Source organism: Pseudomonas sp. SA195 (assembly GCF_054131565.1).
In genome coordinates this window covers 4,290,265-4,312,673 of the sequence record NZ_CP096392.1, presented here as the reverse complement: position 1 = coordinate 4,312,673, position 22,409 = coordinate 4,290,265, and the positions used below count along the sequence as shown (strand labels likewise).

General features: G+C 63.4%; 19 protein-coding genes and 1 pseudogene. 16 read left to right on the top strand and 4 right to left on the bottom strand.

Going from position 1 to position 22,409, the window contains the following annotated elements:
- The first annotated feature begins 22 nt into the window (after positions 1-22).
- From M1D78_RS20175 to M1D78_RS20160, 4 genes are all read left to right on the top strand, one after another.
- A complete protein-coding gene (locus M1D78_RS20175; protein WP_437421725.1) occupies positions 23-2,191 on the top strand; it encodes a type I secretion system permease/ATPase in 2,169 nt (722 codons plus the stop codon).
- Between the two features lie 19 nt (positions 2,192-2,210).
- Positions 2,211-3,548 (top strand): HlyD family type I secretion periplasmic adaptor subunit, encoded by a 1,338-nt coding sequence (locus tag M1D78_RS20170; RefSeq protein WP_437421983.1) that lies wholly within the window; start codon positions 2,211-2,213, stop codon positions 3,546-3,548.
- Between the two features lie 105 nt (positions 3,549-3,653).
- Positions 3,654-4,388, top strand: coding sequence for an osmolarity response regulator transcription factor OmpR (gene ompR / locus M1D78_RS20165; protein WP_217475835.1), 735 nt, complete (start codon positions 3,654-3,656; stop codon positions 4,386-4,388).
- A 102-nt stretch (positions 4,389-4,490) separates the two neighbouring features.
- Positions 4,491-5,810, top strand: coding sequence for an ATP-binding protein (locus M1D78_RS20160; RefSeq protein ID WP_437421724.1), 1,320 nt, complete (start codon positions 4,491-4,493; stop codon positions 5,808-5,810).
- 123 nt (positions 5,811-5,933) lie between these two features.
- On the opposite strand, the gene rimK is transcribed toward M1D78_RS20160, so the two are convergent.
- Complete coding sequence (gene rimK / locus M1D78_RS20155; protein ID WP_437421723.1) at positions 5,934-6,839, bottom strand: 30S ribosomal protein S6--L-glutamate ligase; 906 nt, start codon at positions 6,837-6,839, stop codon at positions 5,934-5,936.
- Positions 6,836-7,303 (bottom strand): retropepsin-like aspartic endopeptidase RimB, encoded by a 468-nt coding sequence (gene rimB / locus M1D78_RS20150; RefSeq protein WP_437421722.1) that lies wholly within the window; start codon positions 7,301-7,303, stop codon positions 6,836-6,838. Before rimB ends, rimK begins: the two co-directional genes overlap by 4 nt.
- A gap of 102 nt (positions 7,304-7,405) precedes the next feature.
- On the opposite strand from rimB, the gene M1D78_RS20145 reads away from it, so the two are divergent.
- The 4 genes from M1D78_RS20145 (at position 7,406) to M1D78_RS20130 (ending at position 11,364) form a co-directional block, all read left to right on the top strand.
- Positions 7,406-7,801: an RNA-binding S4 domain-containing protein gene (locus tag M1D78_RS20145; protein WP_437421721.1), complete on the top strand. Its 396-nt coding sequence runs from the start codon at positions 7,406-7,408 to the stop codon at positions 7,799-7,801.
- 130 nt (positions 7,802-7,931) lie between these two features.
- Entirely contained in the window at positions 7,932-8,825 is an 894-nt protein-coding gene (gene hslO / locus M1D78_RS20140; protein ID WP_437421720.1) for an Hsp33 family molecular chaperone HslO, read from the top strand.
- A 156-nt stretch (positions 8,826-8,981) separates the two neighbouring features.
- Entirely contained in the window at positions 8,982-10,520 is a 1,539-nt protein-coding gene (locus M1D78_RS20135; protein WP_437421719.1) for a phosphoenolpyruvate carboxykinase, read from the top strand.
- Positions 10,521-10,761: 241 nt separating this feature from the next.
- Positions 10,762-11,364, top strand: coding sequence for a nitroreductase family protein (locus M1D78_RS20130; protein WP_437421718.1), 603 nt, complete (start codon positions 10,762-10,764; stop codon positions 11,362-11,364).
- Between the two features lie 61 nt (positions 11,365-11,425).
- Here the strand turns inward: M1D78_RS20130 and M1D78_RS20125 are convergent, their stop codons facing one another.
- Complete coding sequence (locus M1D78_RS20125; RefSeq protein WP_437421717.1) at positions 11,426-11,671, bottom strand: DUF2790 domain-containing protein; 246 nt, start codon at positions 11,669-11,671, stop codon at positions 11,426-11,428.
- Between the two features lie 354 nt (positions 11,672-12,025).
- Between M1D78_RS20125 and M1D78_RS20120 the strand changes: the two are divergent.
- From M1D78_RS20120 to M1D78_RS20095, 6 genes and pseudogenes are all read left to right on the top strand, one after another.
- A pseudogene (locus tag M1D78_RS20120) lies at positions 12,026-12,754 on the top strand (MCP four helix bundle domain-containing protein); the annotation flags it as partial.
- Positions 12,755-12,871: 117 nt separating this feature from the next.
- Positions 12,872-13,660 (top strand): methyl-accepting chemotaxis protein, encoded by a 789-nt coding sequence (locus M1D78_RS20115; RefSeq protein WP_457933604.1) that lies wholly within the window; start codon positions 12,872-12,874, stop codon positions 13,658-13,660.
- Between the two features lie 453 nt (positions 13,661-14,113).
- On the top strand, positions 14,114-15,031 hold the full coding sequence (locus tag M1D78_RS20110) for an aldo/keto reductase (protein ID WP_437421715.1): 918 nt from the start codon (positions 14,114-14,116) through the stop codon (positions 15,029-15,031).
- A gap of 27 nt (positions 15,032-15,058) precedes the next feature.
- Positions 15,059-16,360 (top strand): NTP/NDP exchange transporter, encoded by a 1,302-nt coding sequence (locus tag M1D78_RS20105; protein ID WP_437421714.1) that lies wholly within the window; start codon positions 15,059-15,061, stop codon positions 16,358-16,360.
- Between the two features lie 71 nt (positions 16,361-16,431).
- Entirely contained in the window at positions 16,432-16,854 is a 423-nt protein-coding gene (locus M1D78_RS20100) for an HPF/RaiA family ribosome-associated protein (protein ID WP_437421713.1), read from the top strand.
- A 113-nt stretch (positions 16,855-16,967) separates the two neighbouring features.
- On the top strand, positions 16,968-17,558 hold the full coding sequence (locus M1D78_RS20095; protein WP_437421712.1) for a histidine phosphatase family protein: 591 nt from the start codon (positions 16,968-16,970) through the stop codon (positions 17,556-17,558).
- A gap of 715 nt (positions 17,559-18,273) precedes the next feature.
- On the opposite strand, the gene M1D78_RS20090 is transcribed toward M1D78_RS20095, so the two are convergent.
- Entirely contained in the window at positions 18,274-19,188 is a 915-nt protein-coding gene (locus M1D78_RS20090) for a LysR family transcriptional regulator (protein WP_437421711.1), read from the bottom strand.
- Between the two features lie 102 nt (positions 19,189-19,290).
- Here M1D78_RS20090 and M1D78_RS20085 point away from each other — a divergent pair, with 102 nt between their 5' ends.
- Together M1D78_RS20085 and M1D78_RS20080 are read left to right on the top strand one after the other, a co-directional pair.
- Positions 19,291-20,529, top strand: a complete 1,239-nt coding sequence (locus tag M1D78_RS20085) for a 3-hydroxyacyl-CoA dehydrogenase (protein WP_437421710.1) — start codon at positions 19,291-19,293, stop codon at positions 20,527-20,529.
- Positions 20,530-20,531: 2 nt separating this feature from the next.
- Positions 20,532-22,322, top strand: coding sequence for an acyl-CoA dehydrogenase C-terminal domain-containing protein (locus M1D78_RS20080; protein ID WP_437421709.1), 1,791 nt, complete (start codon positions 20,532-20,534; stop codon positions 22,320-22,322).
- The last annotated feature ends 87 nt before the right edge of the window (positions 22,323-22,409 follow it).

Sequence of the window (22,409 nt, the reverse complement as noted above, 5' to 3'; positions counted from 1 at the left end):
GAGGTCGGCCCAGCGCGGTCTTATGACACTACCTCAGGAAGCTGTAACACCCGAGCCGAGGGTGCGCCTCGACCCGCGTGCAAGTCATGACGATCCGCTGCTAGATGGTTTGTTGTCGCTGTGCGCCTTTCACCAGAAGGCAGCGAGCCGGGCCATGCTCAGTGCTGGCCTGCCGCTTGTGGACCATCGCCTGACCCCAGAACTGCTGCCGCGTGCCGCCGCTCGAGCGGGCCTGCGCGGGCGCTGGCTGCGGCGCGAGCTCGTTCGTATCCCAACGCTGGCACTGCCGGCGCTGTTGCTGCTGCGCGATGGGCGCTGTGCCCTTTTGCTGGGCTGGCAAGCCGATGGCCGAGCGCGCGTCATGCCCAGCGAATCCGAAGGCGGGGAGCTGGACGTCGACCGCGCAATACTCGAGGAGGAATACACCGGTCAGGCATTCTTCGCCCAGCCGCAGCACCGCTTCGACCTGGACCGCGGCGAGCTTATCCCACGGACCACGCACTGGTTTCGCGATACCCTCAAGCGCTCCCGCTGGTTGTATGCCGATGCGGTGGCGGCGAGTTTCGTCATTAGCTTGATCGGGCTGGTCACGCCGCTGTTCGTGATGAACGTCTACGACCGCGTCGTCCCGAATCAGGCCGAGGCTACGCTTTGGGTGCTGGCCCTTGGCGTCAGCGGTGCGTTCTTTTTCGACCTGCTGCTCAAGACCTTGCGCGGCCTGTGTCTGGACCTGGCTGGTAAAAAAACCGACCTAATCATCTCGGCCACCCTGTTCGAGCGTGTCGCCGGCATGCTCATGCGCCACCGCCCGGCGCGGGTCGGCACCTTTGCCCAGCACATCCATGAATTCCAATCGCTGCGCGAGTTCCTCGCTTCTCTGACGCTGGCGAGCCTGATCGATCTGCCGTTCACCTTGTTGATCATCGCTGTGATCGCTGTCATTGGCGGTCACCTGGCCTGGATACCGCTGCTGGCCTTCCCGTTGGTGGCCGCGCTCAGTCTTGCCTTGCAGCGTCCGCTAGCCGAGACGCTCGAGCGCACCATGGCGCTGTCGGCCGAACGGCAGTCTAGTCTGATCGAAACCCTGGCCGGGCTCGATTCGGTCAAGGTCAACAACGCCGAAAGCGAACGGCAGCATCTTTGGGAGCAGACCATTGGCAGCCTCAGCCGCCTTGAGCTGCGGGCTCGCATGCTCTCCAGTCTGGCTCTTAATCTGACGATGGCGCTGCAGCAATTGGCGGGCGTGGTGATGATCGTGCTGGGTGTCTACCAGATCATCGATGGACATCTGAGCATGGGCGGTCTGATCGCTTGCTACATGCTCAGTGGCCGGGCGCTAGCGCCGCTCGGGCAGGTCGCAGGCCTGCTGACCCGCTATCAGCAGGCCAAGGTCACCATCCGCTCGGTCAATGACATGATGGCGCTGCCGCAGGAGCGGCAGGCGGGCGAGCGGCCACTCAACCGCGAAAGCCTGCAGGGCGCTATCGAATTTCGGGGCGTTGACTTCAATTACCCGGAGCAGACGGAGATTGCGCTGCGGCAGGTCAACCTTGTCATCCGGCCGGGCGAGAAGGTGGGCATCATCGGTCGTAGCGGCTCGGGCAAGAGCTCGCTGGCCAAGCTCATCGTGGGCCTTCATCAGCCCGAGTCGGGAAGCCTGCTGATTGATGGGATCGACCTTCGCCAGCTCGATATCGCTGATGTGCGCAGTAACATCGGCTATGTACCACAAGATATTCAGCTGTTCTCTGGCACCTTGCGCGACAACCTGCTGATGGGCGCACGCTACGTCGAAGACGACCACGTCATCGCGGCTGCCGAGCTGGCCGGCGTTCATGAATTTGCGCGGATGCACTCCAAGGGCTACGAATTGCAGGTTGGCGAGCGGGGCCAGAACCTGTCTGGTGGCCAACGGCAATGCGTAGCCCTGGCTCGAGCGTTGCTGCTCGATCCCCCGATCCTGCTGCTCGACGAGCCGACCAGCGCGCTGGATAACACCAGTGAAGAACGCCTGAAGCAGCAACTGGCGAAGGCCTCCGTGGACAAGACTTTGCTGCTCGTGACCCATCGCACCTCGATGCTCAGCCTGGTCGAGCGGCTGGTGATCGTCGATCGTGGCCAGATCGTGGCTGATGGTCCAAAGGCGGTCATCCTCGAAGCCTTGAAGAAGGGGCAGATCCGTGTCAGCTAAGCAATCGATCCCGCCGATCATGGCCCGCAGCGGCCTGGGCTCGCTGACCGGGTCACGTAATGAGCCCCTGCCGGAAGTCCGTAAGGCGCTAATCGAAGATGCACCACGCCTGGTTCGCCTGACGATCTGGGGCCTGCTGGGTTTTGTCGTGTTCTTGGTGCTATGGGCGCACTTCGCCGTTGTCGACGAAGTGACGCGGGGGGAAGGCAAGGCGATCCCGTCATCCCGTCTGCAGAAAATCCAGAACCTCGAAGGCGGCATCGTTGCGGAGCTGTTCGTCCGTGATGGGCAAATCGTCGAGGCAGGCGCACCTTTGCTGCGTCTGGACGACACTCGCTTTGCCTCTAATGTCGGTGAAACCGAAGCCGATCGGTTGGCATTGTCGGCGCGCGTGGAGCGGCTGACCGCGGAAGTAGAGGGCCGTGAACTGGTGATGCCCGAAGGGCTTCTGCGCGACGCGCCCAACCTCGCCAACAGCGAGAGCGCGCTTTACGAAAGCCGACGCGCCCAGCTAAGCGCAGAAATCTCCGGGCTGGAGGAACAGCTCGCGCAGCGCCGGCAGGAAGTACGCGAGATGACATCTAAGCAGCAGCAATTCCGAAATAGCCTGGGCCTGCTGCGCAAAGAAATCGAAATGTCCGAACCGCTGGTGGCCAGCGGTGCCATTTCTCCCGTGGAGGTGCTCCGACTCAAACGGGCCGAGGTCGAGAGCCGCGGGCAGCTCGACGCCACCACGCTAGCACTGCCTCGCGCTAGCGCGGCAATCAAGGAAATCGAAAGCAAAATCAGCGAAACACGAGGACGGTTCCGCAGCGAAGCGCTCACTCAGCTCAACGAGGCGCGTACGGAGCTCTCCAAGCTGCAATCCACAGGCAAGGCGCTCGAGGATCGGGTCCGCCGCACGTTGATCACCTCGCCCGTACGCGGCGTGGTCAAACAGATGCTGGTGAGCACCATCGGTGGGGTCATCCAGCCGGGCAGCGATATCGTCGAGATCGTGCCGCTGGACGACACCTTGCTGATCGAAGCGAAGATTCGGCCGCAGGACATTGCCTTCCTGCATCCGGGCCAGGAAGCGATGGTCAAGTTCAGCGCCTACGATTTCACCGTCTATGGAGGGCTGAAAGCCGAACTGGAGCACATCAGCGCTGACAGCACTACCGACGAAGACGGCAACAGCTTTTTCCTGATTCACCTGCGCACGCGCCAAAGCCACCTGGGCACCGATGAGAAACCACTGCTGATCATCCCTGGCATGGTCGCTTCGGTAGATATCATCACGGGCCATAAAAGCGTGCTGAGCTATCTGCTCAAGCCGATCATTCGCGCCCGCGCTGAGGCACTTCGCGAGCGTTGAGTCTCTGCGCGCTACCGCTGGCCGAAAAATCTGCTAACAATGGCCGGCACATCGCGCCCAACCCTCTGTGCGCATAATGCGTCGTCGAATTGCCCAGGAGTTTCCATGAGCAGCACTGCGCCCGCCAGCGAAGGCGAAAAGATCCTGATTGTCGATGACGATGCGCGGCTGCGTCGCCTGCTCGAGCGGTTTCTCGATGAGCAGGGTTATCGCGTGCGTACCGTGGAAAGTGCTGAGCAGATGGACCGCGTGCTCAGCCGCGAACTGTTTCACCTGGTCGTGCTCGACCTGATGATGCCGGGGGAAGACGGCCTCTCGGCCTGCGCCCGGCTGCGTGCGGCGGGCAATCAAATCCCGATCATCATGCTCACCGCCAAAGGCGACGAGGCCAGCCGTATCCACGGGCTGGAACAGGGCGCCGACGATTATCTGGCCAAGCCGTTCAACCCGCGCGAGCTGCTGGCGCGAATCCGCGCGGTATTGCGTCGTCAGGCGCCACAGGTGCCGGGTGCGCCAGGCAGTGAGGATGAGACGGTCACCTTCGGCGACTACGAGCTGTTTCTGGGCACCCGCGAACTGAAGAAGGGCGACCAGGTGCACATGCTCACAACCGGCGAGTTCGCCGTGCTCAAGGCGCTGGTCCAGCATGCCCGCGAGCCCCTGACCCGCGACAAGTTAATGAATCTGGCGCGCGGCCGCGAGTGGGACGCGCTGGAACGCTCCATCGACGTCCAAATTTCACGCCTGCGCCGGCTGATCGAGCCCGATCCCTCGAAGCCACGCTATATCCAGACGGTATGGGGTGTGGGCTACGTCTTCGTACCGGACGGGAACAAATAAATCGGCTAAAAGCTCCAGGCGACAGGCTTCAGGTGAGCACGCAGTAAGGCCGGCCCCGCTCGCTTCTGCCTGCCGCTTGTGGCCTGCCGCCTAAGGTCTTTCATGAAAACCCCCCTCTGGTTCCCGCAAAGCTTCTTCGCCCGCACCCTGTGGATGGTGCTGATCGTCGTCCTGTTCTCCAAGGTGCTGATGCTGGTGTACCTGATGATGAACGAAGACGTCATGGTTGACCGCCAGTACAGCCATGGCGCGGCGTTAACCTTGCGCGCCTACTGGGCCGCGGACGATGAGAACCGTGAGCGCATCGCTCAGGCTGCGGGGTTGCGCAGGGTCGCGACGGCCGACGTGCCGGTCAGTGAATACCACTGGCCGTACACCGAAATCTTCCTGCGTCAGATGCAAGCCGAGCTTGGGGTGGAAACTGACGTGCGGGTGCGCATTCAGCCGCAGACCGCGATCTGGGTCCGCGCGCCGAGCCTCGGACCGGACTGGCTCCAGGTGCCTTTGTATGCGTATCCGCTGCGTGGGCAGCGCATCTGGAGCGTGCTGGGCTGGTTTCTCGGTATCGGCCTGCTGTCCACGGCGGCGGCCTGGATCTTTGTCAGCCAGCTCAATCTTCCCTTGAAACGGCTCGTCTACGCCGCGCGGCAGATCGGCAAGGGGCGCAGCGTGCGGCTGCCGATCAGCGACACGCCGAGCGAGATGACCGAGGTATACCGCGCATTCAATCAAATGGCTGAGGATGTCGAGCAGGCTGGCCGTGAGCGCGAGTTGATGCTGGCCGGCGTATCCCATGACCTGCGAACACCGCTGACACGCCTGCGGCTGTCGTTGGAATTGATGTCCAGCGATGCCGAACTCACCGAGGACATGGTGCGCGACATCGAAGACATGAATGCGATCCTCGATCAGTTCCTCGCCTTCGTTCGCGACGGCAGCGACGAGCCGGTGGAGAACATCGACCTCGGTGAGCTGGTGCGCGAGGTCGTCGCGCCTTACAACCAGTACGGAGAAAGCGTTCGGCTGTGCGTCGAACCCATGCCGCCGCTCGCGCTGCGTCGGGTGTCGATCAAGCGGCTGCTGGTCAACCTCATCGAGAACGCCCTGCGCTACGGCGGCGACCGGGTCGAGGTGGCCGCCCACGTGTCTGGCGACAGCAATGCGCCCTACGTCGTGCTCAGCGTCCTGGATCGCGGCACCGGCATCGACCCGCAGGAGCTGGGCGAAATCTTCAATCCGTTCATCCGTGGTGACCGCGCACGTGGCGGGCAGGGCGCAGGGCTGGGGCTGGCGATCGTCAAGCGCATCGCCTCGCAACACGGCGGGGTGATTGAGCTACGTAACCGCGAAGGCGGCGGGCTCGAAGCGCGAGTCAGCCTGCCGTTGGGGCTGGTGTTGCCGCGGGATGCGATCAAGGCGTGAAGGCAGCGTAATCGGCCGAGGCGGGAGGCTAGACGAGGAAGGGGCAACCTCTGGTGGAGTGATCGGGCACGACGGGTTGGTCCGCCGCCCGCGCCGTCCAGCCCCCCTTCGGTGTCGGGCCGCTTAGCCTTTCCCCTTCGTTCGGGTCAGGTGCGGGCCGGCGTTCTTTTCGAGGTACTGGATGATCAGGCCGGCAACGTCTTTGCCGGTGGTCTCCTCGATGCCCGCCAGGCCGGGTGAGGAGTTGACCTCCATGACCAGCGGGCCGTGATTGGAGCGCAGGATGTCGACGCCCGCGACGGAGAGGCCCATCACCTTGGCGGCACGGATGGCGGTCATGCGTTCTTCCGGGGTGATCTTGATCAGGCTGGCGGTGCCGCCGCGGTGCAGGTTGGATCGGAATTCCCCCGGCTTGGCCTGCCGCTTCATCGCGGCGATCACCTTGTCGCCGACCACGAAGCAGCGGATGTCCGCGCCGCCGGCTTCCTTGATGTATTCCTGCACCATGATGTCCTGCTTGAGGCCCATGAACGCCTCGATCACGGACTCGGCGGCGGTGGCGGTTTCGCACATGACCACGCCGATGCCCTGGGTGCCTTCAAGCACCTTGATGACCAGGGGCGCGCCGTTGACCATCCGGATCAGGTCGGCAATGTCGTCTGGCGAGTGGGCAAAGCCGGTCACCGGCAGGCCGATGCCACGACGTGCCAGCAATTGCAACGAACGCAGCTTGTCGCGAGAACGGGCGATGGCGACTGACTCGTTGAGCGGAAACACGCCCTGCATCTCGAACTGGCGCAGCACGGCGCAGCCATAGAAAGTGACCGAAGCGCCGATGCGCGGGATCACCGCGTCGAAGCCCTCCAGCGGGCGCCCGCGGTAGTGAATCTGCGGTTTGTGGCTGGCGATGTTCATGTACGCACGCAAGGTATCGATGACGACCACCTCATGCCCCCGTTGCTGACCGGCCTCGATCAGACGGCGAGTCGAGTACAGGCGGGGGTTGCGCGACAGCACGGCGATTTTCATGGGGCACCGGGAGAAGTGAGGTTCAGGGGTTTTTCCTGCACGTAGGTGCGTGCAGGGTCGACCAGCCATTTGCCGTCCATCAGGGCTTTTGACCCGAGCAGCAGGCGGTAGCGCATGGTCTTGCGGCAGGTAAGGGTGAACTCGACCGGCCATAGGTGATCGCCTAACGCCAGCAAGGTACGTACCACGTAGCGGGTCTGTGACTGGCCGTTTGAACTTTTGATGATCTTGCGGGCCACCAAGGGTGCCTCGCAGCGATGGCGGCGCTGCACCAGCGTGCCCAGGTGTGCCGTGAAACGAACCCAGCGTTCGCCATTGCGCTTGAATTCGCTGATATCGGTGGCATGGAGGGCAGAAGTGCTAGCGCCGGTGTCGATCTTTGCGCGCAGGCCGACCACGCCGAGTTCGGGTAGGGCGATCCATTCGCGCAAGCCGATGATGGTCTGTGGGTCGGGGCTATTCAAAGGGCGTATCCGGTAGAGTTGCGCGCATTCTAGTCGCGGTGCATGACAACCGCATCCACCTGTACCACCCTATGACAACGGGACGTCTGGCAGAGTTGAACAATGAGTGAGAGCGACGACGGCAAGGTTCGTCTGGACAAGTGGCTGTGGGCGGCGCGCTTTTACAAGACGCGCGCATTGGCCAAGGCGGCGATCGAAGGTGGCAAGGTGCATTGCCGGGGCGAGCGCTGCAAACCGAGCAAGGAGCCCAAGCTGGGTGAGGAATTGGTCATCCGCACGGGCTTCGACGAGCGCACCGTGACCGTGCGCGCCCTTTCTGCGGTACGTAAGGGGGCGCCGGAAGCGCAGCAGCTGTACCAGGAAACTGCTGAAAGCCAGGCCCGTCGGGAGCAGGCTGCCGCGCTGCGCAAGGCTGGCGCCCTGGGCGTCGAGACCGATGGCCGGCCGAGCAAGAAGCAGCGCCGCGCCTTGCAGCGATTCCGCTCGGACGCTGGCTGAGCGCCGTCGGTTGGACGGTCGCCACTTTCCACCTAGAATGCGGTCCCTCTTCTATCTGGGGTAGTGGCAAGCCGCCGAAGCCTGGCGGTGATAGCCGGCCGAGCCACACCTCTCTGTTTTGGTCATGCCCATGCTCGATTTCGATTACACCCAGCGTTTCCTCTTCGACGACTCCGACGTACGTGGCGAATGGGTCGAGCTCGAGCGTAGCTATGCCGAGGTGCTGGCCAAGCACGACTATCCGGAACCAGTCGCACAGCTGCTCGGCGAGTTGCTGGCCGCTGCGGGGTTGTTGATCGGGACGCTGAAGTTCGACGGCTTGATGGTGTTGCAGGCCCGCTCGTCGGGTGCGGTACCGCTGCTAATGGTCGAATGCTCCAGCAACCGCGAGGTGCGAGGTATCGCCCGTTTCGATGAAGCGCAGCTGACGGCCGGCGCAACCTTCACCGAGCTGATGCCCGATGGCGTACTGGCGATGACCCTCGAGCCGTCCAATGGGCAGCGCTACCAAGGCATTGTGTCGCTCGACGGGGTGAGCCTGGCTGAAAGCCTGTCCAGTTACTTCGCCTCGTCCGAACAACTGCCTACCCGGTTCTGGCTTGCCGCCGATGGCCGCCGCGCGTGCGGCATGCTGCTGCAGCAACTGCCCGCCGACCGTATCCGCGAGCCCGAGGAGCGCGAGGCCAGCTGGCAGCACGTGCGCACGCTGGCCGATACCTTGTCGGCAGAAGAGCTTCTGGGGCTCGACGCGCAAACCGTATTGCACCGCCTCTATCACGAGGACCCGGTGCGGTTGTTCGAGCCATTGCCGATCGTGTTCCGCTGCAGCTGTTCGCGCGAGCGCTCAGCCACCGCGGTGATCAGTCTGGGCCAGCAGGACGCTGAGCAGCTCGTTCAGGAGCAGGGCGGCGAGATCACCATCGATTGCCAGTTCTGCAACCAGCGCTACCGCTTCGATGCCGCCGACGTGGCTCAGCTGTTTGCCGGTGCGGGTACCGAAGGCCCCTCCGACACCCGCCACTAATGCATCGAGAGGGTTAGGAACCTTTTCGCCATCACGCCCTCATACCCAGCGCCGCGCCTTTTCTGTCATAATCGCGCGCACTTTTTTCGGTGTAGTCCACCCCCTTTGTGGGCTACAACAGCATGGAGGAATCGGCCGAGGGCCGACGGGAAACTCATGACGCAAGCTAACGCCGTGTACACCGATATCAGCACCGCTCAACTGATCGAAGAAGCCATCAAGCGCGGTGAGGGCGAATTGGCCGCCAACGGCGCACTTGTCGTGAAAACCGGCCACCGGACTGGTCGTTCGCCTGCTGATCGCTTTATTGTCGAAGAGCCCAGCACCCAGGATTCCATCGCCTGGGGTCCGATCAATCGTCCGTTTCCAGCCGACAAGTTCGATGCCCTCTGGGATCGCGTGGTGACCTTCAACCAGGCCCAGGAGCATTTCGTTTCTCATGTTCATGTAGGCTCGTCGGAAGGTCACTACCTGCCGGTCAAGATGACCACCGCCACCGCCTGGCAGAACCTGTTCGGCCGCCAACTGTTCATTAATCCTGAGCAGTACAACCCGGTCGGCAAGGACGAGTGGCAAGTCCTGAATGTTGCCAATTTCGAATGCTCTCCCGAGCGTGATGGCACCAACTCAGACGGCTGCGTGATCATCAACTTCGCGCAGAAGAAGGTCCTGATCGCCGGCATGCGCTACGCCGGTGAGATGAAAAAGGCGATGTTCTCGGTACAGAACTACCTGCTGCCCGAGGCCGACGTGCTGCCGATGCACTGCGCGGCTAACATCGGCGAGGACGGCGACGTCACCCTGTTCTTCGGCCTGTCCGGCACCGGCAAGACCACGCTGTCGGCTGACGAGTCGCGCTACCTGATCGGCGACGATGAGCACGGCTGGGGCACTGGCGTCGTGTTCAACATCGAAGGTGGCTGCTACGCCAAGTGCATCGACCTGTCCGAGAAGAACGAGCCGGTGATCTGGAAGGCCATCCAGTTCGGCACCGTACTGGAAAACGTCGTGCTCGATGATGCCCGTGTCGCCGACTACGCCGACGACAGCCTGACTCAGAACAGCCGTGCAGCCTACCCACTGGAGTTTGTCGAAAAGCGTTCCGAGAAGAACCTTGGCGGCGAGCCGAACGCAGTGATCTTCCTGACCTGCGACCTGACTGGCGTTCTGCCTCCCGTGTCGATCCTCAATGAAGAGCAGGCTGCCTATCACTTCCTCTCCGGCTACACCGCGCTGGTCGGCTCCACCGAAATGGGCTCGGGCAGCGGCATCAAGTCGACCTTCTCCACCTGCTTCGGCGCGCCGTTCTTCCCGCGCCCGGCCGGTGTCTATGCAGAGTTGCTGATCAAGCGCATTCAGGCATTCGGCTCGAAGGTCTATCTGGTCAACACCGGCTGGACCGGCGGTGGGTACGGCGTCGGCAAGCGCTTCAACATCCCGACCACCCGCGCCGTGATTGCCGCGATCCAGAGCGGGGCGTTGATCGGTGCCGAGACCGAGCACCTGCCGATCATCAACCTCGACGTGCCGAAGGCCGTTTCGGGTGTCGATGCCCAGCTGCTCAACCCGCGCAACACCTGGGCCGACGCCAACGCCTATGACGAGGCGGCCAAGGAGCTGGCGAGCAAGTTCATCGAAAACTTCAAGAAGTTCGATGTTTCCGACGCGATCAAGGCCGCCGGCCCGCAGCTCTAACCTGCGCTAGGCGTTGCCGAGCTGCCCCGTGCGGTTCGGGATCACGACAAGGCCTCGCCAATTGGCGGGGCCTTGCTGTTTCCGGCGGCTGGAATTCGACCGGTATCGTCCAGGCTTGCCAGCGATGCCGCTCTGGCGACGCATCGAGCGAACCGATCACTCTGATCAGGCTAACCGCGTGGATTCGATAGTTCGGCGGGACTAGCATAGCGCCACATTAACCAACCCTCGGAGTTCCGCCATGCAGATCGAAGAAGCCATCCAGACCCGCCGTGCCGTGAAGGGCTACGATGCTCAATTCAGCCTGAGCCGTGAAGAAAAGGATGAGCTACTCAAGCTCGCAATGTTCGCGCCGTCCGCTTTCAACCTTCAGCATGTACGGCTGGTCGAAGTTAGTGACCCGGCGCTGCGTGCCCAGATCCGCGAGGTGGGCTGGAATCAGGCGCAGATGACCGACGCGTCCATGCTGGTCGTCGTCTGTGCGCAGGTCGACAGCTGGGAAAAGAACGTACGTCGCGTCTGGGAAGGCGCACCCGCAGAGGTGCAGGACTACATGGCCGGCGCCATCGACAACTACTACCGCGGCAAACCGCACGTGCAGCGTGACGAAGCCATGCGCAGCTGCGGCCTGATGGCCCAGACCCTGATGCTTGCGGCGCGCGGCAAGGGCCTGGACTCGTGCCCGATGGATGGCTTCGATTTCGATGCAGTGGCCAAGCTGATCAATCTGCCGGACAACCACGTCATCGCGCTCATGGTGGCGATCGGCAAGCGGGCCGTGGAGCCCAAGCCGCGTGTCGGCAAGCTGCCGTTCGATGAAGTCGTGATCCGCGATCGCTTCTGATCGCGCCACGCTATGGGGCGCAGGCAGGCCGCTCCGGTCGAAGCGGCCTGCTGTGGCTGGCTCAGTTCTGGTTCTTGCAGCTGTCGGACAGCGTCCGGTACGCCAGCTTGCGTTCCTGCCCGGCCGAATCCAGATAGGTCATCACCGCGTCGGTTACTTCGCAGTTGGGTGTCGGCTTGAGTTTGATGGACAGCACCGAGGCGACATCCAGCGTCGTGTCGTAGGTGTAGACCTCGGGGCGCGCTGCGTCATCGGCGTGGGCCAGGGAAGTGAGCAGCAGGGCAGTGGCAAATAGGGTGGCACGCATGGCAGGGAATCCTGTTCTGGTCGTTCGATCCGTCCTGTTCGCGCGCCAGGTCACCTGACCCGGTCGCGCTTGTGCTTGTTTTCAGGAGCGTGCAGATCGTAAAAGTAGATAGCCTGCTAACGGTAATTGCTGATCCCAATGCTTCCGATAGACCGAAATGGGTTGCCGTTTCGCTTGTTTGGCGCCCCTCACCTGGCTGCCGTTGCGGGCGGAGGGGCGCTCCACGCTCGGTTTGGTGATGTTTGCGCTCGGTACCGCTGCCAGGCGCGGCGTGCGGGTTACTAAGCGACCAGTGACACTCCAGCCCGTGGGCGGCGTGGCCGATAGCCATGTACGTCCCGTAGGAGTGCGCCCATGTTCCGTCTCGTCAATGACCTTGGTTTTCGCTGGAAAATAACCCTGCCCATGGCGGCGCTTGCGATGTTGCTGGTGTTGATGGGCGCTTTCGGCATGCGTGGCATCGACCAGGTCGCAGGCACCAGCGAGCAACTGGCATCGCGGCACCTGCCGGCGATCAACCTGTTGCTCAACGCTGACCGCGACCTGTACCAGGCCATGCTTGCCGAGCGCAGCCTGCTCGATAGCGACGCGGGCGAGCACGCCAAGGCGCTGCGTGAAAGCCATGCGGAAAATCTCAAGCAGGCCTACGACCGCGTCCAGAAATACGCAGCCATGGAGCCGGGCACCGACGCGATGGCGTTGGTTGAGGCCTTCAACCGCGGTTTTACGCAGTGGAGCGAGCTGTCTCAGCGGGTGATCGATCAGGTCGACCTTGACCCGCAAGGCGCCAGTACCCTGAGCTTCGGCGACAGCGAGTCCCGATTCGAGGCCATGCGTGATGCCATCGACAAGCTGGGCGAGCTTGAGGACCAGACTGCGCAGGCCCAGGGCGAGGCGGCGGCGACCATTGGCGTGGCCACACTTGCTCAGCAGGGCGTGGTGCTGGTGCTTGGTCTGTTGGGCTGCGCGGTGCTGGTGTTTGGGCTCCCGCTGCTGGTCTTGCGCCCGATGCGGCGCCTGCTCGACCGGGTTCAGCAGATCGCCGAGGGTGACGGCGACCTGCGGGCCCGTGTCGAGGTGCGTTCGGCAGACGAGCTGGGCCAGCTCGGTGATGCTTTCAACCGCTTTCTAGACAAGCTGCAGCCGCTGATCGCCGAGGTCGGACGGGTGACGGGCGAAGTCGATGCTGCCGCCCGCAGCATGGCCGCAATGGCGGCAACCAACGATCAGCTGATCAGCAGCGAACACGCCGCGGTGGACCAAGTCAGCACGGCCGCGACCGAGATGAGCGCTGCGGTGCATGAGGTCGCGCTGAATGCCCAGAATGCTTCGGATGCCGCGCGCGATGCCGAACGGCAGTCGAGCCAGGGTGCGGCCGTGGTGAGCGGCACCATCGCGTCGATCCGGCAATTGGCTGACGAGGTCGAGGGTGCCTCGCAAACCATTGGCGCGCTGGCCGAGGAAACTGCCAGTATCGGCGCCGTGCTCGAGGTTATTCGCGGCATCGCCGAGCAGACTAACCTGCTGGCACTCAACGCGGCCATCGAGGCGGCGCGGGCGGGTGAACAGGGCAGGGGGTTTGCCGTGGTGGCCGACGAGGTGCGTGCCCTGGCGGCGCGCACCCAGGATTCGACCCGAGACATCCAAGCCCGTATCGAGCGCCTGCAATCGGGCGTCGGGCGTGCCGTGCAGGCCATGCACGCCGGCAGTAGCCGCGCGCAGGACAGCGTGGAGCGGGCCTCCGGCGTCGACCAGGTATTGGCTGACACCACCGCATCCGTGCAGCGGATCAATGACATGGCCGCGCAGATCGCCACCGCCTGCGAAGAGCAGAGCAGCGTTACCGAGGAGATCGCTCGCAACATTACCGACATTCGTGACCTGTCCAACGATGCGGCGGCAAACGCGGCGCAGAGCCTGCAGGCCAGCCAACGGTTGTCGACGCTGGCCGGAACGCTGTCCGGCCTGGTTGGGCGTTTCCGCGTCTGACCCGGCTAGAGCATGCTCCACAGCAGCTTGCCCACGCCGCTGTCGGCAGGCAGTAACAGCAAGCTGAGGGCAAAAACCAGCAGCAGGCCGCCGGCATAGCCGAGCAGGGCGAGCCGGCGCCGCAGAGGCGTGGGAGGGGACGCGGGCCCGTGGTGTGGGGGCCGCGGCTGTTGGCTGGGCATGGCAAGGTCTCGTGGTATGCGAGCCAGCTCGGTGCGTCCCGGGCATGCCGAGGCTCGTCAGGGTGTGCAGTAGACCTGAAGCGGAATCATATTGCCATCACCGTGTCGCACGGTTTTCATGTGAGCGGTAGCGGTAAGGCTGTGCTCAGGGGATAGACGGGCTGAAACATCAGGAAAAGCACCCGCGCGTCGGCCCGGCTGTACGGGCTGCGTCCTAGACCATACTCAGACCTCAACGTCTCGCCGCCCCTCCTCGAGCCCGGAGCCCTGCATGCCGACACGTCGCCAGCTTCTCCACCGTTCAGCCCTGCTTGCCAGCCTGGCCGCCTTGGGTCCCTTGCTTCCTTCACTCGTGCGTGCTGCCGACGGCCTGCGCACCCGCGTGATTCCGTCGTCCGGCGAAAAGTTGCCAGTGGTCGGGCTGGGGACATCGATCACACATAACGTCAGCCTCGATGATCCAGTCATGGATCGCCTTCAGGAGGTGTTGCGCGTGCTCGTGCAAGGCGGCGGCGCGCTGATCGATACCGCCCCCAGCTACGGCAATGCCGAGCGGGTCGTCGGGGAGCTGGTCGTGCGGGGCGATGCGCGCCAGCCAGTCTTTCTGGCCAGCAAGGTATCCACCACCGGGCGCGACCGCGGCATGGCGCAGATCGAGGCGACCTTCAAGGCATTGCAGACCGACACCATCGACCTGATGCAAGTGCACAACCTGCAGGACACCGGCACCCAGCTCGCTCTATTGCGCGAGTTAAAGGAGGCGGGGCGAGTGCGCTACATAGGCGTGACCCACTACCTCGAATCAGCCCACGATCGACTGCTCGATACGCTGAAGCGGGAAAAAGTCGATTTCGTGCAGTTCAACTATTCGGTCAGCGAGCGCAACGCCGAAAAGCAATTGCTACCGTATTGCGCCGACAACGGCATCGCGACGCTGATCAACCGGCCATTTACCCGTGGCAACCTGCTCGCGCGCGTAAAGGACAAGCCTCTGCCAGCCTGGGCCGCCGAACTCGACGCGAGCTCCTGGGCGCAGTTACTGCTCAAGTTCATCCTCGCCGAGCCGGCCGTTACCGCCGTGATCCCGGCAACCTCGAATCCCCGCTATATGGCCGATAACCTGCTCGCCGGCCACGGTCGCCTGCCCGATGCGCGTCAACGACAGATGATTGTCGACGCCTTCCGCTAGTGCCGATCGCCCCGAGTGGGAGGGCTAATGCCGAACATGAACGCCGGCCGCCTGGCCCGCTTGATCAATGCCCGCCCCGGTGAATTGCGCGCCGCGCTGGCGGGCTTCGGCCTGTTCTTTTGTCTGTTCGCCGGCTATTTCATGCTACGTCCGATTCGCGAATCGATGGGCATCCAGGGCGGCGTCGACAACCTGCACTGGCTGTTCACCGCAACCTTCGTCGCCATGCTGGTCGCGGTGCCTCTGTTCGCCTGGCTCAATTCGCGCGTGCCTCGCATTCACTACATCGACTGGGTCTACGGGTTCTTCGTCGTCAACCTGTTGCTGCTCGCCGGGCTTTTCTTCCTGCTACGCGATAGCGTCTGGCTGGCGCGAGTCTTCTACGTGTGGATCTCCGTCTACAACCTGTTCGTGGTGTCGGTGGCCTGGAGCCTGATGGCGGACGTGTTCGACGCCCCGCAGGCGCGGCGTCTGTTTGCCTTCATCGCCGCCGGGGCCAGCGTAGGCGGTTTGGTTGGCCCGGCGGCTAGCGCGCTGTTGATCGGCGCGCTCGGTTCGTTCGGCCTGATCTTGCTCGCTGCGCTGTTGCTGGCAGCGGCGGTGGCGATCAAGCACTACCTGATGGCCTGGCGCGAGGTGCTGGGCGCCGGCCGGCCCGGCGCTGAACGGGCGGAGAACCCCAGGCGTCCCGTCGCTGGCAATCCATTCAGTGGGCTGACCCGTGTGTTGGGGTCGGGCTACCTGATGGGCATTGCGGCATTCGTTCTGCTGTTGACGACCGCGAGCACCTTTCTCTACTTCGAACAGGCGCGGCTGGTGTCGGTGCTGTTTCCCGACAAGGCCGAGCAGGTGCGCGTGTTCGGCACGATCGATTTCGTCGTGCAGGCCGGTGCGCTGCTGTCGCAACTGTTCGTGACCGGCCGAGTGGCGCAGCGGCTGGGCGTGCGGGTACTGCTGACGGCTGTCCCGGTGCTGGTCTGCCTGGGCTTCGTTGGCCTGGCGCTGGCTCCGACCTTCGCCGTCCTAGCAGCGGTGATGATCCTGCGCAGGGTCGGCGAATACGCCTTCGTGCGGCCGGGGCGCGAGATGCTCTTCGCGCCGCTGGATGCCGAGAGCAAGTACAAGGCGAAAAACTTCATCGATACCGTCGTCTACCGTGGCGGCGACGCCCTCAGTGGATGGGCCAAAAGCCTGCTCGACAGCCTGGGCCACGGCGCGTGGCTGATCGCCCTGGTCGGCGCGGCTTGCGCTGCGGTCTGGGCCGTGATCGGCTGGCGCCTTGGCGTGCGTGCCGACGCGGCCGGTCCGCGCCAGCGATCGTCGATTTGACGAATCTGCTGAACCTCGGTGGCGTGGGCGCCTCGAAATGAGCAGGTACGCCATCAATCAGGAGTAACCGTATGCATGTTCAGGTCAATAGCAACCATGTTCCCGGCAGCGTCGAGCTGCACGAGTGGGTCGGTACGACCGTCGAGGAGCGGCTGGAACGGTTCGATGATTTCCTGACGCGGATCGAGGTCCATGTCGGCGACGAGAATGCTCAGAAGGCCGGGGCCGACGACAAACGCTGTCAGATCGAGGCACGCCCGCGCGGGCATCAGGCGGTGTCCGTCACGCACAAGGCCGAGTCCCTGCAGCTCGCCGTCGAAGGGGCCGCCGAGAAGATGCAACACGCGCTCGACCATCTGATGGGCAAGCTCGACGCGAAGGTGATGTCCAGCGGTGAGCTTAACGACCCGCTGCGTGACGAGCCTCCGCAAGCGGTAAAAGACGCGATGCTCGAGGAAGAGTTTCTGGACAAGCAACGCCAGCTGGATAGCTGATCTCCCTCCGCCCCGGTCTTTCGTCGACGGGGCACCTATCCCGTCGCTGGGCCGCCTGAAACCTGAAGGCGCCCAGCGTTTCGAACCCTAATTCTCGGTCACGGCGGCAGGCCATGCAGATCATCCTCGTGCGTCACGGAAGGCCCGATCATGGTGCGGCACGCTGGAGCACGCCGGCCGGCATGAAGCGCTGGGTCGAGCGCTACAACGCGGCGGCGGTCGTTGGCGGCGAACGCCCGGACGCACTGGTGCGTCTCGCTGACTCGGTGGGCGTGGTGGTCTGCAGCTCGTTGCAGCGCTGCGTGGAGTCCCGATCGCACCTGCGCTGCGATTGCGAGCAGACCCCCGATCCCTTGTTTGCCGAAGCGCACCTGCCGTATCCCGACTGGGGCGTGCCGCTATTGCCGTCGCGCTTCTGGCGCATCGCTTTTCGTTCAGCATGGTTTCTCGGCTATTCCAACCACACCGAGCCCGTGGACGAATCCACCCGACGCGCCAGCGCTGCGGCCGACCGGCTGATCGAGCTGGCCAGGTCGCACGGTAGCGTCCTGCTGATGGGCCACAAGATCATGAACGCCTTGATCGCCCATCAGCTTCGCCGTCGTGGCTGGGACGGGCCGGTGTTTCCGCTGTTGTCCGGGTACTGGCATCCCAACCGCTACACCTACGGAGGCTCATCCGAGAATCCCGCCCCTAAGGCTTAATGGCAGAAGGCTTACAAGCGGAAGTGGCGATCGCTACTTCTGCACCCCGGGCGCGAGGCTTAATCTATGCCCATCTCTGAAGCGCAGGACGCGCTCAGGATCAAGGAAGATCGACCATCGCCAGGACGGCACCCGGAAGGAATCGGATGGTCAGGAAAAACCCGCTCAGGCGGGTTTTTTGCTGTTTGGGCTTCGGCGAGACAGCGAAACGGGGGTGAAGTTGCTGCTATAGCGAAAGGCTTACAGAGACAGCAGACATCAGCGCTTTTCTAGTCACCACCCGGTGCTTAATCTATGCCCATCTCTGAAGCGCAGGACGCGCTCAGGATCATGGATGATCGACCATCGCCAGGACGGCACCCGGAAGGATTCGGATGGTCAGGAAAAGCCCGCTCAGGCGGGTTTTTTGCTGTCTGGGCTCCGGCGAGACAGCGAAACGGCGATGAAGTTGCCGCTATAGCAAAAGGCTTACAGAGATAGCAGACATCAGCGCTTCTCTAGTCACTGCCCGGTGCTTAATCTATGCCCATCTCTGAAGCGCAGGACGCGCTCAGGATCAAGGAAGATCGACCATCGCCAGGACGGCACCCGGAAGGAATCGGATGGTCAGGAAAAACCCGCTTCGGCGGGTTTTTTGTTGCTCGGCGAAAACCGGCGAGACTGCCATGCCGTTCCGGCAGGCTCCACGGATGGTGTCACGTCATACCCATTCGCCTTACCGCGGCAAGCTGCTATTCCCACCTACCGCGACAATCTGCTCGATCAACCATTGCAGGGCCGCATCGCGCTCGCGTTGAGCGACGCTGACGATATCCAATCGGAAGCTCCCGAGATCGAAAGGAAGGTCGAACAGTTGCAGTGGCAGCAGTTCGGCAAAGTAGCGCGCCAGCTGAGTCGGCAGCACAGCGGCCAGGTCACTGCGCGCGACGATATGAGCGGCTTGAAGGTAGTTCGGCGTGGTGTAGACGACGTCGCGACTGAGCCCTTGCTCCTCCAACCACTGATCGACCATGCCACGCGTCTGGCCGCCGTGGACCCATAGGTGACGCAAGCGCAGAAACCCATCGAGATCCATTGTGTTGTCAACCAACGGGTGCCCCTTGCGGACCGCGACATGCAGCGTCTCGCTGGCCCATCGCCGAGTGTGAAAACGCGTCGGTACATCCACGAAGCGGCCCAGCACCAAGTCCAGCTCACCGTCGTCCAGCGCCTCGGCAGGCAGGCTCGGAGTCAGGTGCTCAATGGCCAGCTGAATGCCCGGCGCCACGCCCGCGAGATGGGCCATCAAGGCGGGCATGCAGACCAGCTCGACGTAATCGGTCACGGCAATGACGAAGCGCTGGCGGCTGGTGGCGGGGTCGAAGAAATCGCCAGCGTTCAGCGTATGTTCGATCTGCTGCAACGCGTCGCGAATGGGCGCTTCCAGACTCAGCGCGCGTGGCGTCGGCTGCATGGCGCGCCCGACGCGAACCAGCAGCGGATCATCAAGCAGTTCGCGAAGACGGTTCAGTGCGTTACTGACAGCCGGTTGGCTGAGTGAAAGCCGCTCGGCGGCGCGGGAGACGTTGCGTTCACGTAGAAGCGCGTCCAGAACGCGAAGAAGATTGAGATCGAAGTTGTAGATATTCATCTGATGAATCTGAAGCATCACAAGACTAAATTTCAAAAATAGTAGCGTCTTCGTCTATGGTTGGTCTCCAGTTTTTTCCGCCTTGCGACGAGGACAGCTGCAATGAGCCAAACCCGCTTCGATATCCAGACCGCCGCCGTGATCGGCGTGGGCACCATGGGCCGCGGTATCGTCATGAGCCTGGCCAATGCCGGTGTGCAGGTGCTGTGGCTGGACAACAATCCCGAGATGCTCGAGCAAGCGTTGGGCGTGGTCGCCGACACCTACGCCCATAACGTCCGTCAGGGTCGCATCGACGAAGCCCAGGCCCAGGCGCGTCGCGCCTGCATCAACAAGGCGGCCGACTATCAGGCGCTGGCGGATGTGGATCTGGTGATCGAGGCGGTCTACGAAAACCTTGAGCTGAAGCAGTCCATATTCCGCGAGCTGGACGGCATCGTGAAGCCGACCGGCATACTGGCCAGCAACACCTCGGCGCTGGATATCGACGCCATTGCCGCTGTCACGAGCCGCCCGGAGCAGGTTGTGGGGCTGCACTTCTTCAGCCCGGCACACATCATGAAGCTGCTGGAGATCGTCCGCGGCGCGAAGACCTCCAAAGCCGTGCTTGAAGCATCCACTGAACTCGGCAAGCGCATGGGCAAGGTCAGCGTGATCGCCGGCAACTGCCAGGGCTTCATTGGCAACCGCATGCTGGCGACCTATGTGCGTGAGGCGCGGATGATGCTGCTCGAAGGCGCCTACCCGCATCAGGTGGACGCCGCGCTGCAGGGCTTCGGTTTCGCCATGGGGCCGTTCCGCATGTACGACGTGGTCGGCATCGACCTGGAATGGCGCGCCCGCGAGCTGGCCGGCAAAGGTCAGGACGAGCCCGAGGTGCAGATCGACAATCGCCTCTGCGAGCTGGGCCGCTTCGGTCAGAAGTCGCGCATGGGCTACTACCGCTATGCCGAGGGCAGCCGCCAGGCCGAACACGACCCGGAAGTGGACGCGCTGGTGCAGCGCGAATCCGAGCGTCTCGGCTATCAGCGCCGCGACATCGGCACGGAGGAGATCCTCGAGCGCTGCCTGCTGGCGCTGGTCAATGAGGGTGCAAAGATCCTCGAGGAAGGCATGGCCGAGTCCAGCTCCGATATCGACACCGTCTATCTCAATGGCTACGGCTTCCCGGCGAACGTCGGCGGACCGATGACCTGGGCCGATCGCCAGGGCCTGCCGGCAATCCGCGACCGCTTGAATGCACTGGCTGAGCGTCACGGCCAGCATTGGAAACCAGCCGAGCTGATCGACAGCCTGGCCACCCTCGGCGGTCGCTTCGTCGACTACAAGCAGGGGGCCTGAGCATGGAATACAAGGCACCGCTGCGCGACATGCGTTTCGTGTTGCATGAGCTGTTCGACGCCTCCGCTCATTGCGAGCTGCTCGGCAACGGCCTGGACCGCGAGCTGATCGATGGCGTGCTGGAAGAAGCCGCGCGCTACACCGGCGGGGAAATCGCGCCGCTCAATCGCAACAGCGATGAAGAAGGCGTGACCCTCGAAAACGGCGAAGTGCGCACGCCGCAGGGCTTCGTCGAGGCCTACAAACAGTACGTCGATAACGGCTGGGCCAGCATGACCGGGCCGACCGAATACGGTGGCCAGGGCTTCCCGCAGTTGGTCGCCTGCAACTTTCACGAGATGTTGATGGGCGCTTCGCTGTCCTTCCGCATCTACTCGGGCCTGACCGAGGGCGCGGTGCTGGCGCTGTACAAGCACGGCAGCGACGAGCTGAAGAAGGCCTATCTGGAGAAGCTGGTCAGCGGCAGCTGGAGCGGCACCATGTGCCTGACCGAGCCGCAGGCCGGCACCGACCTCGCCCTGCTGCGCACCAAGGCCGAACCGCAGGCGGACGGTAGCTACACCGTCAGCGGCAGCAAGATCTTCATCTCCGGTGGCGAGCACGACATGAGCGAGAACATCGTGCATCTGGTGCTGGCGCGGCTGCCGGATGCACCGGCGGGCGTGAAGGGCATCAGCCTGCTGCTGGTGCCCAAGTTCATCGCTAACGCCGATGGCACGCCGGGCGAGCGCAACGCGCTGTCCTGCGGCGCCATCGAGCACAAGATGGGCATCAAGGGCGCCGCCACCTGCGTGATGAATTTCGACGGCGCCACCGGCTGGATCGTCGGCGAGCCCAACCAGGGCCTGGCGTGCATGTTCACCATGATGAACGACGCGCGCTTTCAGGTCGGCTTGCAGGGGCTGGGCATCGCCGAGCAGGCCTATCAGGGCTCGTTGGCCTATGCCCGTGAGCGGCTGCAGTCGCGCGGTCTGGCTGGCGTGCAGCACCCGGACAAACCGGCCGACCCAATCATCGTCCACCCGGACGTGCGGCGCATGCTGTTGACCCAGAAGACGCTGGTCGAAGGCAGCCGCATGCTCGCCGCCTATTGCGCCCGGCAGCTGGACCTCGAACACGGCCATCCGGACGCCGCGGCGCGCAAGGCGGCGGGCAAGCGCGCGGCGCTGTTGATCCCCATCGTCAAAGCCTTCTTCACCGACATCGGTCAGGAAGTCGCAAGCCTCGGTGTGCAGGTCTACGGCGGCCACGGTTATATCCGCGAGTGGGGTATGGAGCAGTTGATGCGCGACAGCCGCATCACCCAGCTGTACGAGGGCACCAATGGCATTCAGGCGCTCGACTACATCCGCCGCAAGCTGCTCGGCGACCGCGGTGCGGAGCTATCGGCGTTGCAGGCGGAGTTCAGCGAGGTCTGTGATCGGCAGATCGACCGGCCGGCACTGCACGACATGGCCAGCAAGGTGCAGGCACGTATCGGCGAATGGCGCGAGCTGAGTGCCGAGATCATTGCGGCGACCGGACGCGATCCGCAGGAGATCGGTGCGGTGTCGGTGGATTTCCTGCAGTACTCAGCCTATGTGTTGTTGGCCGGGCTCTGGTTGCAGGCGGCCGCCCGCGCACAGGATGCGCTGGAGCAGGGCACCGGCGAGCAGGCGTTCTACCAGGCCAAGCTAGCCAGCGCGGACTTCTATCTGCGCCGTGTATTGCCTCGAGCCAGTGCACATCGGGAAGCGATTCAGGGGGGCGCTGAATGTTTGATGGCGCTGCCGGAGGCGGATTTCGCGTTTTGATTTATGCGGGTGGGGCGTAAAGAGCCTTTCCGGTATGGCGAGTTCGTCGCGCTGTTCGCCAGCAAGCTAGCTCCTACAAAAGCGAGG

Coding starts and splice junctions, on each gene's coding strand:
- M1D78_RS20115 (WP_457933604.1), top strand. CDS start 12,872: ATGGCCGCAATGGCGGCAACCAACGATCAGCTGATCAGCAGCGAACAC.
- ompR (WP_217475835.1), top strand. CDS start 3,654: ATGAGCAGCACTGCGCCCGCCAGCGAAGGCGAAAAGATCCTGATTGTC.
- M1D78_RS20125 (WP_437421717.1), bottom strand. CDS start 11,671: ATGCGTGCCACCCTATTTGCCACTGCCCTGCTGCTCACTTCCCTGGCC.
- M1D78_RS20135 (WP_437421719.1), top strand. CDS start 8,982: ATGACGCAAGCTAACGCCGTGTACACCGATATCAGCACCGCTCAACTG.
- M1D78_RS20080 (WP_437421709.1), top strand. CDS start 20,532: ATGGAATACAAGGCACCGCTGCGCGACATGCGTTTCGTGTTGCATGAG.
- M1D78_RS20105 (WP_437421714.1), top strand. CDS start 15,059: ATGCCGAACATGAACGCCGGCCGCCTGGCCCGCTTGATCAATGCCCGC.
- M1D78_RS20130 (WP_437421718.1), top strand. CDS start 10,762: ATGCAGATCGAAGAAGCCATCCAGACCCGCCGTGCCGTGAAGGGCTAC.
- M1D78_RS20175 (WP_437421725.1), top strand. CDS start 23: ATGACACTACCTCAGGAAGCTGTAACACCCGAGCCGAGGGTGCGCCTC.
- M1D78_RS20100 (WP_437421713.1), top strand. CDS start 16,432: ATGCATGTTCAGGTCAATAGCAACCATGTTCCCGGCAGCGTCGAGCTG.
- M1D78_RS20170 (WP_437421983.1), top strand. CDS start 2,211: ATGGCCCGCAGCGGCCTGGGCTCGCTGACCGGGTCACGTAATGAGCCC.
- M1D78_RS20110 (WP_437421715.1), top strand. CDS start 14,114: ATGCCGACACGTCGCCAGCTTCTCCACCGTTCAGCCCTGCTTGCCAGC.
- hslO (WP_437421720.1), top strand. CDS start 7,932: ATGCTCGATTTCGATTACACCCAGCGTTTCCTCTTCGACGACTCCGAC.
- M1D78_RS20145 (WP_437421721.1), top strand. CDS start 7,406: ATGAGTGAGAGCGACGACGGCAAGGTTCGTCTGGACAAGTGGCTGTGG.
- M1D78_RS20095 (WP_437421712.1), top strand. CDS start 16,968: ATGCAGATCATCCTCGTGCGTCACGGAAGGCCCGATCATGGTGCGGCA.
- rimK (WP_437421723.1), bottom strand. CDS start 6,839: ATGAAAATCGCCGTGCTGTCGCGCAACCCCCGCCTGTACTCGACTCGC.
- M1D78_RS20160 (WP_437421724.1), top strand. CDS start 4,491: ATGAAAACCCCCCTCTGGTTCCCGCAAAGCTTCTTCGCCCGCACCCTG.
- M1D78_RS20090 (WP_437421711.1), bottom strand. CDS start 19,188: ATGAATATCTACAACTTCGATCTCAATCTTCTTCGCGTTCTGGACGCG.
- M1D78_RS20085 (WP_437421710.1), top strand. CDS start 19,291: ATGAGCCAAACCCGCTTCGATATCCAGACCGCCGCCGTGATCGGCGTG.